The 14,859-nt window shown below is 68.5% G+C and carries 16 protein-coding genes; 8 read left to right on the top strand and 8 right to left on the bottom strand.

Annotated elements, in window-relative coordinates; all coding sequences use genetic code 11:
- Positions 1-96 precede the first annotated feature (96 nt).
- The 6 genes from ACN20J_RS26860 to ACN20J_RS26835 all read right to left on the bottom strand — a co-directional run bounded on the left by ACN20J_RS26860 (position 97) and on the right by ACN20J_RS26835 (position 5,844).
- Positions 97-798 carry a phosphatase PAP2 family protein gene (locus ACN20J_RS26860; RefSeq protein ID WP_190228857.1) on the bottom strand — a complete coding sequence of 234 codons (702 nt, stop codon included), beginning with the start codon at positions 796-798 and terminating at the stop codon, positions 97-99.
- Between the two features lie 183 nt (positions 799-981).
- A complete protein-coding gene (locus ACN20J_RS26855; protein WP_362001622.1) occupies positions 982-1,926 on the bottom strand; it encodes a bifunctional lytic transglycosylase/C40 family peptidase in 945 nt (314 codons plus the stop codon).
- A gap of 112 nt (positions 1,927-2,038) precedes the next feature.
- Positions 2,039-3,748 carry a serine/threonine-protein kinase gene (locus ACN20J_RS26850; protein WP_362001601.1) on the bottom strand — a complete coding sequence of 570 codons (1,710 nt, stop codon included), beginning with the start codon at positions 3,746-3,748 and terminating at the stop codon, positions 2,039-2,041.
- Between the two features lie 22 nt (positions 3,749-3,770).
- On the bottom strand, positions 3,771-4,514 hold the full coding sequence (locus tag ACN20J_RS26845) for a trypsin-like serine peptidase (RefSeq protein WP_419666974.1): 744 nt from the start codon (positions 4,512-4,514) through the stop codon (positions 3,771-3,773).
- A gap of 91 nt (positions 4,515-4,605) precedes the next feature.
- On the bottom strand, positions 4,606-5,211 hold the full coding sequence (locus tag ACN20J_RS26840) for a Uma2 family endonuclease (protein ID WP_362309412.1): 606 nt from the start codon (positions 5,209-5,211) through the stop codon (positions 4,606-4,608).
- A 207-nt stretch (positions 5,212-5,418) separates the two neighbouring features.
- The gene (locus ACN20J_RS26835; RefSeq protein ID WP_419666973.1) at positions 5,419-5,844 is read right to left on the bottom strand and encodes an ATP-binding protein; all 426 of its coding nucleotides are present in this window, start codon (positions 5,842-5,844) and stop codon (positions 5,419-5,421) included.
- A 186-nt stretch (positions 5,845-6,030) separates the two neighbouring features.
- Between ACN20J_RS26835 and ACN20J_RS26830 the strand changes: the two genes are divergently transcribed.
- From ACN20J_RS26830 to ACN20J_RS26820, 3 genes are read left to right on the top strand one after another with little or no spacing between them, the layout of a single operon-like run.
- Positions 6,031-6,876 (top strand): helix-turn-helix domain-containing protein, encoded by an 846-nt coding sequence (locus tag ACN20J_RS26830; protein WP_189836702.1) that lies wholly within the window; start codon positions 6,031-6,033, stop codon positions 6,874-6,876.
- Positions 6,877-6,887: 11 nt separating this feature from the next.
- A complete protein-coding gene (locus tag ACN20J_RS26825) occupies positions 6,888-7,079 on the top strand; it encodes a DUF397 domain-containing protein (RefSeq protein WP_419666972.1) in 192 nt (63 codons plus the stop codon).
- On the top strand, positions 7,072-7,317 hold the full coding sequence (locus ACN20J_RS26820) for a DUF397 domain-containing protein (RefSeq protein WP_269650197.1): 246 nt from the start codon (positions 7,072-7,074) through the stop codon (positions 7,315-7,317). Before ACN20J_RS26825 ends, ACN20J_RS26820 begins: the two co-directional genes overlap by 8 nt.
- An 8-nt stretch (positions 7,318-7,325) precedes the next feature.
- On the opposite strand, the gene ACN20J_RS26815 is transcribed toward ACN20J_RS26820, so the two are convergent.
- Entirely contained in the window at positions 7,326-7,964 is a 639-nt protein-coding gene (locus tag ACN20J_RS26815; RefSeq protein WP_419666971.1) for an SRPBCC domain-containing protein, read from the bottom strand.
- Positions 7,961-8,347, bottom strand: a complete 387-nt coding sequence (locus tag ACN20J_RS26810; RefSeq protein ID WP_190228851.1) for an ArsR/SmtB family transcription factor — start codon at positions 8,345-8,347, stop codon at positions 7,961-7,963. Before ACN20J_RS26810 ends, ACN20J_RS26815 begins: the two co-directional genes overlap by 4 nt.
- A gap of 356 nt (positions 8,348-8,703) precedes the next feature.
- Between ACN20J_RS26810 and ACN20J_RS26805 the strand changes: the two genes are divergently transcribed.
- From ACN20J_RS26805 to ACN20J_RS26785, 5 genes are all read left to right on the top strand, one after another.
- The gene (locus ACN20J_RS26805) at positions 8,704-10,056 is read left to right on the top strand and encodes a S53 family peptidase (RefSeq protein WP_419668960.1); all 1,353 of its coding nucleotides are present in this window, start codon (positions 8,704-8,706) and stop codon (positions 10,054-10,056) included.
- Between the two features lie 580 nt (positions 10,057-10,636).
- Positions 10,637-10,945 (top strand): hypothetical protein, encoded by a 309-nt coding sequence (locus tag ACN20J_RS26800; RefSeq protein ID WP_055613376.1) that lies wholly within the window; start codon positions 10,637-10,639, stop codon positions 10,943-10,945.
- 191 nt (positions 10,946-11,136) lie between these two features.
- The gene (locus ACN20J_RS26795; protein ID WP_419666970.1) at positions 11,137-11,976 is read left to right on the top strand and encodes a hypothetical protein; all 840 of its coding nucleotides are present in this window, start codon (positions 11,137-11,139) and stop codon (positions 11,974-11,976) included.
- The gene (locus ACN20J_RS26790) at positions 11,966-13,294 is read left to right on the top strand and encodes a hypothetical protein (RefSeq protein WP_055613374.1); all 1,329 of its coding nucleotides are present in this window, start codon (positions 11,966-11,968) and stop codon (positions 13,292-13,294) included. Before ACN20J_RS26795 ends, ACN20J_RS26790 begins: the two co-directional genes overlap by 11 nt.
- Positions 13,291-14,850 (top strand): SCO6880 family protein, encoded by a 1,560-nt coding sequence (locus ACN20J_RS26785; protein ID WP_189836695.1) that lies wholly within the window; start codon positions 13,291-13,293, stop codon positions 14,848-14,850. Before ACN20J_RS26790 ends, ACN20J_RS26785 begins: the two co-directional genes overlap by 4 nt.
- The last annotated feature ends 9 nt before the right edge of the window (positions 14,851-14,859 follow it).

Below are 14,859 nucleotides of genomic sequence, written 5' to 3'. Positions count from 1 at the left end.
AACGGCGCAGTCTTTTGTCTTCGGGGGCGCGAGGAACTGCGCAACCTCTTGGCTTCCAGGGGCGCGGGGAACTGTGCGCAACCAGCCCCCACCCACCTACGCCGCGAGATCCCGCTCCTCCGCCTCAACCTCACTCCGAGCCCCGGGAATCACTTTCCCCGGCTTCCCGGAGGCACCACGCGCGCTCACCAGCCACCCCACCCGAGGCGACCTCTCCACCGCAGCCACAACCGGCGTGAGCAAAGCCATCGCAAGCGGCGAAAGCAGCAGAACCACAGCGGTCCCGAGCGCAAAGCCACCGATGACATCGGTCGGATAGTGCACGCCCATATAAACCCGGCAGAACCCGCCGAACAGACCCAGCACTATCCCCACGATGCCGAACTTCCGATTCGCGACGAACAGCCCGACCCCCATCGCCATCATGAGAGTCGCGTGATCGCTCACGAACGAAAAGTCGCTCTTGCCGCCGATTAGAACGTCCAGCCCGTCATGGTCGACAAAAGGCCGGGGGCGCTCCACAAATCCCCGTATCGGCACATTCACGAGTACGGCGACACCGGCGGCGAGCGGTGCCCAGATCAGCGCGGCGACGGACGAGGCGGCATCCTCGCCACCCCGCTTCCGCACGGTGAGCCAGCACCAGAGCACCAGCATCACCATGGCGAGCAGGAGCCCCCACTCGCCCACGAACTCCATGACGCGGTCGAACCAGTGCGGCGCGTCTTTGGCGAGACCATTGATGTCGTAGAGCAAGTCAACGTCAGGGTTCGAACCGGATTCGGCGAGTCCAGCCATGGTGCAACGGCCCCTTCGTCATCTTCTTCCCGACGCACCCATCGGGTACGCCGCGCCATCAACCCCCGTCGTCGGCTACGAGAACAGGAACGCACACTCCCCTTCCATACGTTCCACCCTCCACCGAATGATCACTCAGACGTTATCGAAGAGAGATACATAGCCGCAGCTCAGGGGAGGGTTTCACACAGAGGTGGGCAACGCTTTCGCGCCATCTTCGGTGACCCGGGTCGCCCCGAAGTAGTCGGGGGTGTCGATCGGGTCGAACCGGATCACGGCACCCGCCCGGGGCGCGTTGATCATGTACCCGCCGCCCACGTAGATCCCGACGTGCCGGATGGCCCGGGAGTTGGTGAGGTCGTCCGAGAAGAACACCAGATCCCCGGGCAGCAGCTCGTCCCGGTTCGGGTGCGGCCCGGCGTTGTACTGGTCGTTGGCGACCCGCGGCAGGGTGATCCCCACACTCTCGTACGAGGCCTTCGTCAGCCCCGAACAGTCGAAACGTCCGCCCTGGTCAGCGGTACCGTTCCCACCCCAGAGATACAGCGTCCCGAGTTTCTTCTGCGCGTAGTAAATGGCCCCGGCGGCCTGCTTGGAGGGGTCGACACGGGTGACCGGCTTGGCGAAACTCTCCTCCAGCGTGCGGATCCGCTTGACGTAGTTCTGGGTCTCGGTGATCGCCGGCACTCCGCCCGACCTTATGACGCGGTAAGCGCCCGCGTTGTAGGCGGCGAGCATGTTGTTCGTGACGTCTCCGGGCACGTCTTTCACGTACTTTGCGAGTTCGCAGTCGTACGAGGCGGCCGATGGAATCGCGTCATTCGGATCCCAGATGTCGCGGTCGCCGTCACCGTCGCCGTCGATTCCGTGAGAGGCCCACGTGCCGGGGATGAACTGGGCGATGCCGCGCGCGTCGGCATGGCTGACGACGTCCGGATCCCAACCGCTCTCCTGGTAGAGCTGGGCGGCGAGCAGCGGTGGGCTGATGGCGGGGCAGAGGTTGCCCCATTTCTGCACGAGCGTCTGGTATGCGGCCGGCACGGCACCTTTGGCGAGGCCCTTGGCCCCCTGCCCAACGCCGTTGGCCAGATTCCCGGCCACCATGTACACCCCGACGACGAGCAGCATCACGAAGCTGAGCCCGAGCCCGGCCGCGATGCTCCCTGCCACCCATACTTTTCGCACGGCTCAACTCTCCCCCACATCGGTGCTGTTCAAGGCCATTCCGGCGAGGGTGGCGTCATTTCGATGCTGTGAAGCCGGTGCACATGATGCTCGAGTACTCATCGGGAGTCCGGATGTGGTGGAACTGCACGGTCCAGTCTCCCGGGTCGTTGAGCAGAGGGATGGCAGAGATCGGCTCGAGGCCCTCGGGATAGTTGCGAAAGTCGTCCGGATACGTGACGTACTTCCACTCGGTCGGGCCGTCGCCCCCGTAGAGGTCGACCGGCTTGCTGGTGTAGCCCACGTTCGCGTTGGCGCTCAGCAGCCCCTCCACGGGCTTTCCGGTGCTCGGGTCGATGTCGTGGGGCGGCTTGACGCTGATGGTGACGTAGAACGGCTGTTTGGTGTCTTGGGCGGACGTCGCCATGTCGGCGAAGCCGATCTCCACCTTGTCATCGAACTTGATCGTCGCCGGGTCCTTGGGCTCCGGATCGTCGGGATCGGAGACGGACGTCAGGAACTTCTCGCTCGGCCGCTCCTCATAGGGCAGGTTGCACTGGCCCTTGCCCGAGTCCCAGAGATTGCGGTCGATCTTGTCCCCCGCGTAGGCGGGCACCCCGCCCTTCTCCCCACCCGAGCCGGAAGACGGTGAACTCGCGGCGCCGCTGGGCGACTTGCCGCCGCCCTCGCCACCCTCACGCCCCTTGTCCTGCTCCTGCTGAAGCAGGACGAAGGCCGCCCCGACCCCCACCACGAGGCCCATCGCCACGGCGACCATCCAGGGCCGCGTACGCCGACGCGCGGGTCCGGAGAGTTGAGTGGGTGTGTACCCATAGGCGCCCGGAGTCGAAGCCGAGGCCGTCGGCAACTCGTGCGGCCCCAAGGGCGGGACGGCCGGGGCCGGCGGAACGCCCTGCGGAGGCGTCTGCGGCACCGGCTCGCCCAGACCGGCGAGTCCTCCGTACGACGGGTCCTCGACCAGTGCCGTCCGCACCCCGCATCGCGCGATGACCTCGGCCAGAGCGGGCCGCGCGGCCGGGTCCTTGGCGACGCACGCCTCTACCAGCTGCGCCAACTGTGGTTCGGCGCCCGCGAGATCGATGGCTTCGTGGACGGCCCGGTAACTCACCCCGGCGGGCTCGCCCCTGCCGAACGGGGGCCGTCCGGTCGCCGCGTACGCGATGGTCGCTCCGAGTGCGAACACGTCGGCCGCGGGCCCGACCTCGTTGCGTATCAACACCTCGGGAGCGGCGAAGCCGGGCGTGCCTGGCGCGGACCCCGCTTCGGTGAGCGCCGTCTGCCCGGCGCCCCGCGCTATCCCGAAGTCGATGAGCTGGGGGCCCTGGGCCGCGAGTATGACGTTCTGCGGCTTGAGGTCCCGGTGCGTGACGCCGTGCTCGTGCACGGCCGCCAGGCCTTCCGCGAGGGCGGCGAACAGTCCACGGCACGTCTCGGGCGGCAGCGCCCCGCGCGCGGCGACGGCCCCACCGAGTGTCGGCCCCGACACATACTCCGTGGCGAGCCAGTAGGGCGCCGCATCCAGCGACGCATCGATCAGGTTCGCCGTGTACGCGCTTCGCACCGCCCGAGCCGTCTCCACCTCGCGCCGGAACCGTGCCAGCGCCTCGGGATGGTCGGTGATCTCGTCCCGGATGACCTTGATCGCCACGAGCCGCCCACCGGGCGACCGCCCGAGGTACACCTGCCCCATCCCGCCCGCCCCCAGCCGGGCGAGCAACGTGTACGCGCCTATGTGGGCGGGATCCCGTTCTCTGAGTGCCTCCACCCAACTGACCTTTTCACACAGGTCACTTCGACGCCTCCCCGTACAACGCGGCGACCTCGCCCCCAAGGACCACGCTGTACGACACGTCATCAGTGGCACCGCCCTGCTGGAACCCACCCAGCACCCCGACGACCCGCCCCCGCGCATCGATCCACGGACTCCCACTGGTACCCCCGGTGTACCCCGGACACTCGATTCGCTGCTGACTGTCGCCGTACGCCGTGGAGATGTTCGTGCACCACACGGGCGCCTCCCGCGCCTTGGGATACCCGACAACCGTGACGGCCTCCCCCACCGAACTCAGCCCCGGCCCGGCAACCAGCCGATTACCCCCGACCAGGTCCTCGACCTCCTCCCCACCCCGGGAGACAACACGAGCGAACGCCACATCACTGTCCTCGTCCTGCCGCCCCTTCCACCCGTCGCCGACATACGTCCGCGTCACGGCCCACTCCCCGTACGGCGCCTTCCCGTCCCGATACCCGGGCACGAACTCGATGCCCCCACTCCCACTCCCAGTCAGACAGTGAGCGGCAGTGACGATGAGATCCCGCCCCTCGCTGTGCACGACGGAGGCGGTGCAGTAGTGCACCCCACCCCTGACGAGCACTCCCACCCGCGCGTTCTCGGCACTCACGGGAGCCGTCGTCGTATCGCCGAGCGGTTTGGGCGTACGCACCCGCCCGTGCGCCACCGCCACGGGAACCGACCCGGTGGCCAGCAGCGCAACGGCGACGAGGAGGGGGAGACGGATGGGGCGCTTCATCGGAGGAAGCCTTGCCGGGCGGGGTGAGAGAAACGCCTGGCCTCACCTGAGAATCCTGTATGAACCGGGTCAGCGAAACGGTCCCCGACTCCTACGCGCCGGTACGTCGCCCGGCACGTGGCGAATCGCCGTACAGGGGGAACCGATCAGTGGCAACCTCGAAGCCGAGCGGCGCAGGCAGCGGCACGGATTCGCCGAACTTGCCGGGCAGCACGTCCTGATAGGCGCCGTTGTCCGGGCGGGTGTGCAGGGCCCAGGTGCCCTTGCGGGGGTCGACGACGAGGAGGACGGGAACACGGGCGACCGCGTACCAGTCAGCCTTGTCCCTGATCTCCCTGGACTTCTCGGACTGGGAGATCACCTCCATCGCCAGCACCGCGTCCTCAGGAGCGGCCAGCCAGTCGTCATCTTCCTCCCACTCGATGGGCAGCACGATCAGATCCGGCGTCACATAGTCGTCCGGCTCCTCCGGCAACGCGATCGAGGACATCTCGTACGCGCCCAGCCCTTCGGGCAGAACCGCCTCCAGCTGCCGACGCAGTCGCACCACCACACCCGCGTGTTTCCCACGCGGCGACGGGGACATCACGAGCTTTCCTCCCACGATCTGCACCCGCAGACCCGACGCGTTCTCGATCTTCTCGGCGATCTCGCGCAGATTCCCCGGGCGGGGTCGTGGATAGGGCGATACGGCCATTGCTCGCTGCCTCCATCCCTCCACCTCGGTGGCTGCGCGAGCGGGGTCGATGGGAGGCCCGACATCCCGCTCGGCATCGATCCCACCGTACTGTGCGGTCTCCGGCGCTGCCTCGGCCTCACTGCCCGTACGTGCGCACGCGGCCCCTTTGCGTCGCTGTTCAAGCTGTGTCACGCCACCCCTCCCTCACTCTCCGATCACGTTCAATCACCGTAGGCCATCACACCGACACTCGGCCCACAGCAGCTTCCCGCCCCGGTCTCCCCCCAGCGCGTACGCGCCCCACGTGTCCGCACACGCCCGTACGAGGTGCAGCCCGCGCCCGCTCTCGGAGGTGTCCGGCGGTACGACACCGGGGGCGTCGAAGCCTCGCGGGACGGTCGGGTCGGAGTCCCACACGCCGATCCGCAGCCGCCCGGCCTCGGCGGCGCGCAGACGCAGGGCGTACGGGCCGTCGGTATGGAGATGGGCGTTGGTGAGCAACTCGGCGGCGAGCAGCTCCGCCGTGGGGGCGAGCCGGGCGAGGTCGTGCGCGGCGAGGACCGTGCGGAGGGTTGCGCGGGCGATGCCCGGTGCGCGGGGATCGTGCGGGAGTTGAAGGGTGTAGGCCCAGGACGGGGATACGGTTGCCATCGGAAGTCTCCGATCACGGAGGGGAGTTGGACGGTTGCTCAGTGACCGCGGTCGCTCCGTCGAGCGGGGTACTTCTGAGCGGGGCGCCTGGGCAATAAGGTAGCGGCGTAAATCTAAGTACTTACACGATTCCTGGGAAAGCACTGATCAACCACTCGTGTGAGTGAAAGGGAGGCGGGGCAACCCGTGAGAAGCAACCCGACGGGTCGTCAACTCCGTCTGGGCACCGAGCTGCGCAAACTCCGGGAGCGTGCAGGCCTTACGTCCACGCAGGCCAGCCGACTGCTCGGCGTGCAGCAGAACCAGATCAGCAATGTGGAAGCCGGACGCGCCGGCGTCAGCCCGGAGCGGGTCCGCACACTGGCGTGCCACTACGACTGCGGGGACAAGGCCCTCGTCGAGGCACTCAGCGGCATGGCCGCGGAACGGGCACGTGGCTGGTGGGAGCAGTACCGCGAACTCCTGCCCGCCGTACTGCTCGACCTCGCCGAAGTCGAGCACCACGCCACCCGACTGCGCACGGCCGTCACAGTGCACATCCCCGGCCTCTTCCAGACCACGGACTACGCCCGCGAGATCTTCCGCCAGGACGTACCGGAGATGTCCCCGCCCGACATCGAGCACCGAGTGTCCTTCCGCGTGAAGCGCCAGGCCGTGCTCTACCGGGACTCCCCCACCCCGCACCAGGCGATCATCCACGAGGCGGCCCTGCGCATGAAGTTCGGCGGGGCGGCGGTGACCCGGGCTCAGCTCCAGCACCTGCTGAACATGAGCGAGCGGGACCACGTCACCCTCCACGTGATCCCGTTCGACGCCGGTACGTTCCCGGGGTCGGGCCAGTCCATCTACTACTCCGACGGTCCGGTGCCACAGCTCGACACCGTGAACCTCGACCAGTCCCACGGCCCGGCGTTCCTCGACTCCGAGGCCCAGCTGGACAAGTACCGCGTACTGCTGGATCGGATGGAGGCGAGCGCGCTCCCACCCGTGGAGTCGCGGGACTTCATCCACAAAGTCGTCCAGGACCTGTGAGGAAACCCAAGATGCCCGAGCCCACCTGGCAGAAGTCGTCCTACTGCGCCCAAGGCAACTCCTGCGTACACATAGCCAACACGCCCTCCGGCGCCATCCACCTCACCGAAAGCGGCGACCCCGCCCACTCCATACTCGGGGCCACCCCCCAGGCCTTCGCCGCCCTCATCCACGTACTCAAAGAGAACCCGGCCCATGTCTGACATCCCCGCGAACCTCACCTGGGAACGCGCCGCCCCGCCGGAGGCGACCGGCCCGGGCCCCTGGATCGAGCTCGCCTTCGGCGACAACGACCTCGTCTACATCCGCGAGACCAGCGACCCGGAGACGGTCGTCACGACGACCCAGAAGAAGTGGGACGCCTTCGTACTCGGCGTACAGGCAGGCGAGTTCGACCACTTCGTGGAGGGCGTGGAGGGTGCGGGGGACGGGTCCCCCTAGACCCGGCCTCAGCCCGACTCGGCCCCGGTGTACGCCGCGGTCGTCCGGTCGGCCCGCGCCCGTGCGACCTCCTCCGCCTCACCGTCGGAGACACTCGCCGCGTACCAGGCCTCGCTGCTCAGGGTCACGAACCGGAGTCCCTCCTCGGTGGCGAACCAGGCCATGGCCTCCTCGGGGTTCACGGCCTCGCCGGTGGACAGGTGCAGGGTGAGGCCGATGAGGGCCATGTCCCAGCCGACGCCGACGGCTCCGGGGCCGAACTGGGCCCACTTCTCGTCGTCGTCGGGGGCGATGTGGTCGAGCTCGAAGCGCGTACCGCCGTCCGCCTCGGGGGTCAGCCGGAGCTCGATCCAGGTGACGTCCCCGGCGAACTCCCAGGTCGCGGTGAAGCCGCGGGGCGGATCGCAGCTCTCGACGGTGCCGTTGGCGTTGCCCTGCAGCTGGTACTTGCCGCCGACGCGGAGGTCACCGGTGACGGGCAGGAACCAGCGCGGAATGCGCTCGGGGTTGGTGCAGGCGTCCCAGAGGTCCTCGACGGTCGTGTCGTACGTCTGGCTCAAGGTCACCACGTGACCCTCGCCGGCCTCGATGACACGGCTGCCGACCCGGCGCCGCACGGCGTTGATCTGGTGGGTGACGTCGATCATGGGTTGCTCCTCTGCTGTACGGGTTCGTCGCCGCCGGGGCCGTCAGCGGACTCACGGAGCCGGCGCTCGCGCTTGCCCCGGGCCAGTTCGGTGGCCAGGGCGTCCAGGTGGGGGGTCCAGAAATGCCGGAAGCGGGCCAGCCACGCGTCGATGTCGCGCAACGGGTCGGAGTTGACGGCGTAGAGCCGCCGGGTCCCCTCCGGCCGGACCGTGGCGAAGCCGTTCTCCCGCAGCACCTTCAGATGCTGCGAGACGCCCGGCTGCGATATCCCGAACTCCTCCTTCATGACCTCCGAGACGGCCCCGGAGCTCATCTCACCGTCGGCGAGCAGCTCAAGGATCCGGCGGCGTACGGGATCCCCGAGTACGTCGAATGCGTGCACGGCATCAACGTATCACTACTCACTTATATAAGCGCAAGCAAATATAGGCGTGGCTCGTCATTCCTGTGAGTCGGGTCAAGCCACAGCCAGCCCCTTGCCATCGCACAGCCATTGATCAGTAAGGCGGGCGCCGGGTTCGGTAAGGCGGAAGTCAGGATTCCGGGACGCGCCTTGTTGTCACGTACTCAACAAGGGATGGTCATCCGCGGGCCGCTTGATCCTTTCGACCCAGGCCCCCGCCGGGGACACCGCACCGGCGAACACCGCACCCGCACCGCCCCGGTCAACCACGCCCAGGAGGCTGTCCGTTGCGTTCCACGACCCCCCACACCCCGTCCGACAGACCCATCAAATCCATCAGAAGATCCACCAACAAGCCGTCCAACAGGCTCTCCATACGCGGCAGATGGAGCCGCATCGGATCCGCCGCGGTCGCCGCCGCCGCACTCGTCCTCACCGGACTGGCCACGACCGGCCAGGCAACCGCAGCCCCCGCCACCACCAACGCCACCGCCACCGCCACCGCCACCGCCAAGTCCTCGGCCGGCAAGGTGACATGGACCCGGGCCTGCGCCACACCCGCGAAGGGCCGGATGGCCTGCAAGGCGCTGCGCGTCACCGGCGGCACGACCGCCTTCCAGAAGGCCGAGGCGAAGGCCGACGGCGTCACGCCGAAGGCCGCGGACGCCTCCACCCCCTCCGGCTACGGCCCGAGCGACCTCCAGGACGCGTACGGCCTGACGTCCGCCGCCTCCTCCAAGGGCTCCGGCGAGACCATCGCGATCGTGGACGCGTACGACGACCCGAACGCCGAGGCGGACCTCGCCAAGTACCGCTCGTACTACGGCCTTTCCTCGTGCACCACGGCCAACGGCTGCTTCAAGAAGGTCAGTCAGACCGGGTCCACGACCTCCCTCCCCACCGCCGACAGCGGCTGGGCCGAGGAGATCTCCCTCGACCTCGACATGGCCAGCGCGACCTGCCCGAACTGCAGCATCCTGCTGGTCGAGGCCAAGTCGTCCTCCATGGCCAACCTCGGCACGGCCGTGAACAGGGCGGTCACACTCGGCGCGAAGTACGTGTCCAACAGCTACGGCGGCGGCGAGTCGTCCTCCGACTCCTCCTACGACACCTCGTACTTCAAGCACCCGGGCGTCGCGATCACGGTCAGCGCGGGCGACAGCGGCTACGGCGCCGAGTACCCGGCGGCCTCCCAGTACGTGACCGCGGTCGGCGGCACCGCCCTCTCCTCCGACTCCTCCTCCCGCGGCTGGAGCGAGAAGGTCTGGTCGACCAGCAGCACCGAAGGCACCGGCTCGGGCTGCTCCGCGTACGACACGAAGCCGTCCTGGCAGACGGACACCGGCTGCACCAAGCGAGCGATCGCGGACGTCTCGGCGGTCGCCGACCCGGCGACCGGCGTCTCGGTCTACGACTCCTACGGCGTCACGGCCGGCTGGTACACCTTCGGCGGCACGAGCGCCTCGGCCCCGATCATCGCGGGCGTGTACGCCCTCGCCGGCACCCCCTCCACCAGCTCCTACCCGGCGAAGTTCCCATACGCGGCAGCCGGCACGTCCGCCCTCAACGACGTGACCAGCGGCAGCAACGGCACCTGCACCACGAGCTACCTCTGCACCGCCAAGTCGGGCTACGACGGCCCGACGGGCCTGGGCACACCCGAGGGACTTACGGCCTTCACCGGCTGACGGTCACTCAACCGGCAGGAACGAAGGGCCGCGGTGGTCACCCACCGCGGCCCTTCGCCATGCCCATTACCAATGCCGCAGCCGCTCCCATGGCCATGCCCTGTGGGTGACACCCCGCCACATCCGCACGCCCCCAGCCGAGATAGCCTCTCCCCAGCGCAAAACGGGCGGCGTCTACTCACCAGGAGACGTACGACCCGGAGAACATCGGCACGACGGACCGGCGCACATGGGACGGGGTCGGGCTCGATGGGCGGGCGGAGTGGGTCGACGCCCGGAGTGAGCCGGATAAGAGGGGCTAACGACGGAACCACACCACAGGTTCCGGTTCGACTTCCGGTTCCACTTCATTGCCCGGCGTGACCTGCCGTGATACACAGAGTGACGATATGCCTCCCTGTATACCGACCCCCGCTCCCGTCAGGGCCCCGCGAGGGCCGGTGACAAGGGATCCGTACGAAACCCGCCAATCAATGACGCCAAGTCGACATGCGACAGCGTCATTGTCGGCGACAATGGCCCTGACCTCTGCGCAGAGTGGCAGGGGGTGCAGAACAACCCACAAGGGGCGGTGACTTACATGCTTTTCGCAGCCGAAAAGGGCGACATCAACACCATCATCGGCGGGATTGCCCCGGACTGGGGCCCCTTCGGCAGCCTGGGCAACGAGGCGCGGGTAATGATCGAGGTCGTGATGGCGGTCGCCATCCTGCTGTGCCTCGGCATCGCGATCTGGGGCGCGGCGAAGCAACGCATCGGCGCGACGGCCCTCCGCGACACCTTCAGTGCCGAACAAGGCAAGGGCCTCATCGTCGCGGGTCTCACCGGAGTCTTCATCATCGGTTCCCTCGGCACTGTCTTCACCATCGTGTACGGCATGGCCGTCTAGGCGGCCGCCGGCTCGGCGTCCTCAGACCCGGCCGGGCACGCCCGGTCTCCCTCTACCCATCCGTCCGTCGTGCCCACCGGCTGAGGTTGCGTTTCCCTGATGTCGAGTCACCACACCGCGCCCGCGCTGAAGCCAGCGCGGCTACCGTCGTATTACGCGGTTCAGCAAGAGGTTGAGGGGGCGTACGCGGCATGAGTCTCGGCGACGAGCACGGAGCGCGCGGCGACGACGGCGGATACGGGGGCACCGGCCAGACCCGCACACGGCTCCCCGACAGTCCCGGTGACGTCTACGGCGGTGCACGACGCGGCGGCCGTTCGTCGTCCCGCAGCCTCGTCACGGTGGTGGGAGTCGTGGTGCTCCTGATTGCCGCCATCGCCTTCGCGAACCGTGGTGGCGGTGATTCCGGCTCGGACGAGTCGGGCGGCGACAAGACGAAATCGGCGCCGACGGCGGCCACCGGCGACCAACCGGTGGAGACGAAGGCGGGCGGGATCCCGTCGGGGTTCTCCCACAACCAGCAGGGGGCGGAGTCGGCTGCCGCCAACTACTCGGTGGTGCTGGTTTCGGCCGACATCCTCAAGCCCGCCCGGCGCGGCGAGATCGTCCAGCAGGTGTTCGTCGCCGACAAGGTGGCCGCGCTGCAGGCCAAGCTGGACAAGGCGTACTCCAAGGAGTTCCTGAGCAACGTCGGCCTGGACGAGAACGGCAACGCGGCGGCGGGACAGACCTACGTCTCACGCACCATGCCGGTCGGCACCAAGGTCACCGACCACTCCGCCGACGAGGCGACCGTCGAGGTCTGGTGCACGGGTGTGTTCGGCACCGCCGGGGACGACTCGAAGAATCCGGTCAGCAACGACTGGTTCACCATGACGCTCCAACTGCGGTGGGCCGACGGCGACTGGAAGGTCGACAGCTTCTCCCAGAAGGATGGACCGGCGCCGGTGAACGGCGACAACACGGTCTCGCCGTCCGACGAGATCTCGAAGGCCGTCGAAGAGTTCGGAGGCTTCACGTATGCCCGGTAGCCCGCGCCGCGTACTAAAGGTCACCGCCGCCGTCGCGGCCGTACAGACCACGCTCGTGCTGCTCGCCACGCGGGCTGCCGCCGCACCGACGCCGACGCCTTCGCCGTCCGACGACAACTGCGACCTGATCGTCGGACCCGCCAAGGACTACTGCGAACGGGACGGCGGCTCCAGCCGCAACGGCCCCTCCCTCGACGACCCTGCCACCGCTCTCGACCCCCTAGCCTCCCTGGCCAAGGGCTGCGCCAAAGCCGCCTCCTGGACCATCGACAAGCTCAGTGACGCCGTCCAGAACACGGCGACCGTCGACTTCACGAACACCACGTTCCTGCAGCAGTACGCGGTCGTCTTCGCCGCGTCGACGATCCTGACCCTCCTCCTGTGGCTGCTCGCGGTCGCCAAGCGGGCCGTGCGAGGCGTCCCCCTCAGCACGGCCATCGGCGAGGCCATCGGCTTCCTCTGGCTGACGGTGCTGGCGTCGGCCTTCACCCCGCTGATCCTCTACACCGTCGTGTCCGCGACCGACGGCATCGCCGAGGTCCTCGCCAAGACCACCGGCAACCAGACGGACACGTTCTTCGGCAACTTCTCCGGCGCCCTGAACAAGGGCACCGACATCGGCGGCGGCCCGATCATGCTGATCGTCGTGTCACTCGTGTCGATCCTCGCCGCGGGCGTCCTGTGGCTGGAGCTCGTGATCCGAGCCGCCCTCCTCTACGTCGGCGCGCTCCTCGGCACCGTCGTCTACGCGGGCCTGGTCGACAAGAACCTCTGGGGCCACGTCCGCCGCTGGGCGGGCATCATGATCGCCGTCATCCTCGTCAAACCGGTCATCGTGATCGTGCTGGGCCTGGCCGGCGCCCTCTCCGCCGAGGACGGACCCGACGCGTTCTCCGCCGTCGTCTCCGGCCTCGCCATCATCCTGCTCGCCATCTTCGCGAGCGCGATGATCTACCGCTTCGTACCGGGCTTCGGCGACGAGATCGCCGGCTCCCGCAACAACCGCATCATGCAGGGCGCCGAAGGCAAGGCCGCGGCCGTCATCAGCTCGCCCGCCACCCTCGTCGCCCAGGGCATCAAGACCCACAGCGCCCGGGCCGACAACAACGGCGGCGGAGGCGGAGGCGGCGGAGCCCGCCCCTCCAACCCCGTCTCCGGCGGCGTCGCCGCCCACAGCTCACGCGGCGGCTCGGGCGGGGGCGGCGGCGGATCTGTCCCCTCCGCCGCACCCCCACCCCGCAGCAGCCCGGTGAACACCCCCCACGCCGGAAACACACGCAACAGCAGCAACAACCGCACGGGAGGTGAAGGGCGTTGACGACCGAGTCCCATGTGTCCCATGCGGTCACGCCCCGCCGGACATATCTGATCGGCCGCGCCCGGCCGAACGCGATCGTCGGCCGGAACCGCGAGTCCGGCGAGATCGCGCTGATCATCGTGGGCGCGTTCCTCGGCATGATGTCCGGCCTGATCGTCCCCGTGCTCTCCCTGCGCATCGTGGCCCTCGTGGGCTTCCCGATGCTGGCACTGGCCGCGGTGTACGTGCCGTACAAGCGGCGGACCTTCTACAAGTGGTTCGAGATCAACCGCAGTTACAAGCGCAGCCTGCGCCAGGGCACCGCCTACCGCAGCAAGGTCATGGAGTCCGGCACACGCATCGACGGCCGCGAGGTCGAGGTCGGCCCCCCGCCCGGCATCGGACGGATCACCTGGCTCGCCGCGCCCTTCGGTCCGGACGAGATCGCCGTCCTCCTGCACGCCGACCGGAAAACCGTCACTGCGGCCATCGAGATCGAGGGCCCCGGCGTCGGCCTCCGCGACAGCGAGGACCAGGAAACCCTCGTCGACCGCTTCGGCACCCTGCTCAAGCACGTCGCGAACGGCGACGGCTTCGTCACCCGCCTCCAGATGCTCGCCCGTACGCTCCCCGCCGACCCGGACGCCCACGCCAAGGACGTCGTCGTCCGCGGCGACGAGAAGGCCCCCGGCTGGCTCCAGCAGTCGTACGACCAGCTCCAGTCCATGGTGTCGACGAGCAGCGAACAGCACCGCGCCTACCTCGTCGCCTGCATGCACTACTCCCGCGAACTCGCCGCCGAGGGCCACGCCATGGCCCGCGCCGCGCGCCCGCAGGGCGGCAAGAAGCTCGACCGCGACTCCGGACTCGCCGTCGTCATGGCCCGCGAGCTCACCGACATCTGCTCCCGCCTCCAGGAGGCCGACATCCGGGTGCGCCAGCCCCTCGGACAGGGCCGCCTCTCCTCCCTCGTGCACTCGATGTACGACCCGGACCACCCCATCGACCACATCCAGGCGATGACCAAGCGCAACGCCTGGCCGGCCGAGCTGGACGCCATGGAGCCCACCTACCTCCAGGCCAAGACCCGCGAGTCCTCCACCCGCGCCCCCTGGTGCCACTCCACGGCCTGGGTGAAGGAGTGGCCGATGACCCCGGTGGGCGTCAACTTCCTCGCCCCGCTGCTCGTCCACACCCCCGACGTGATCCGCACGGTCGCCGTCACGATGGACCTCGAACCCACCGAGGTCGCCATCGAGCGGATGCTCACCGAGAAGACGAACGACGACGCCGAGGCCAGCCGCCAGGCCAAGATGAACCGCACCGTCGACCCGCGCGACGTCGCCTCGCACAACCGCATGGACCAGCGCGGCGAGGACCTCGCGAGCGGCGCGGCCGGCGTCAACATCGTCGGCTACATCACCGTCTCGTCCCGCAACCCCGAAGCCCTCGCCCGCGACAAGCGGACCATAAGGGCCTCGGCCGGCAAGTCGTATCTGAAGCTGGAGTGGTGCGACAGAGAGCACCACCGCGCCTTCGTGAACACACTCCCGTTCGCCACCGGCATCCGAAGGTAGGGCTGAGTA

The organism is Streptomyces sp. 2-1 (genome assembly GCF_048564895.1).
Lineage (GTDB): Bacteria > Actinomycetota > Actinomycetes > Streptomycetales > Streptomycetaceae > Streptomyces > Streptomyces phaeochromogenes.
Note: the sequence above shows the minus strand (reverse complement) of the source record. Positions and strands in the feature narration are given on the sequence as shown.

Excerpts from the sequence above, each read along its gene's own strand:
- ACN20J_RS26860 (WP_190228857.1), bottom strand. The coding sequence starts at position 798 with ATGGCTGGACTCGCCGAATCCGGTTCGAACCCTGACGTTGACTTGCTC.
- ACN20J_RS26855 (WP_362001622.1), bottom strand. The coding sequence starts at position 1,926 with ATGCTGCTCGTCGTCGGGGTGTACATGGTGGCCGGGAATCTGGCCAAC.
- ACN20J_RS26845 (WP_419666974.1), bottom strand. The coding sequence starts at position 4,514 with ATGAAGCGCCCCATCCGTCTCCCCCTCCTCGTCGCCGTTGCGCTGCTG.
- ACN20J_RS26840 (WP_362309412.1), bottom strand. The coding sequence starts at position 5,211 with ATGGCCGTATCGCCCTATCCACGACCCCGCCCGGGGAATCTGCGCGAG.
- ACN20J_RS26835 (WP_419666973.1), bottom strand. The coding sequence starts at position 5,844 with ATGGCAACCGTATCCCCGTCCTGGGCCTACACCCTTCAACTCCCGCAC.
- ACN20J_RS26825 (WP_419666972.1), top strand. The coding sequence starts at position 6,888 with ATGCCCGAGCCCACCTGGCAGAAGTCGTCCTACTGCGCCCAAGGCAAC.
- ACN20J_RS26820 (WP_269650197.1), top strand. The coding sequence starts at position 7,072 with ATGTCTGACATCCCCGCGAACCTCACCTGGGAACGCGCCGCCCCGCCG.
- ACN20J_RS26815 (WP_419666971.1), bottom strand. The coding sequence starts at position 7,964 with ATGATCGACGTCACCCACCAGATCAACGCCGTGCGGCGCCGGGTCGGC.
- ACN20J_RS26800 (WP_055613376.1), top strand. The coding sequence starts at position 10,637 with ATGCTTTTCGCAGCCGAAAAGGGCGACATCAACACCATCATCGGCGGG.
- ACN20J_RS26795 (WP_419666970.1), top strand. The coding sequence starts at position 11,137 with ATGAGTCTCGGCGACGAGCACGGAGCGCGCGGCGACGACGGCGGATAC.
- ACN20J_RS26790 (WP_055613374.1), top strand. The coding sequence starts at position 11,966 with ATGCCCGGTAGCCCGCGCCGCGTACTAAAGGTCACCGCCGCCGTCGCG.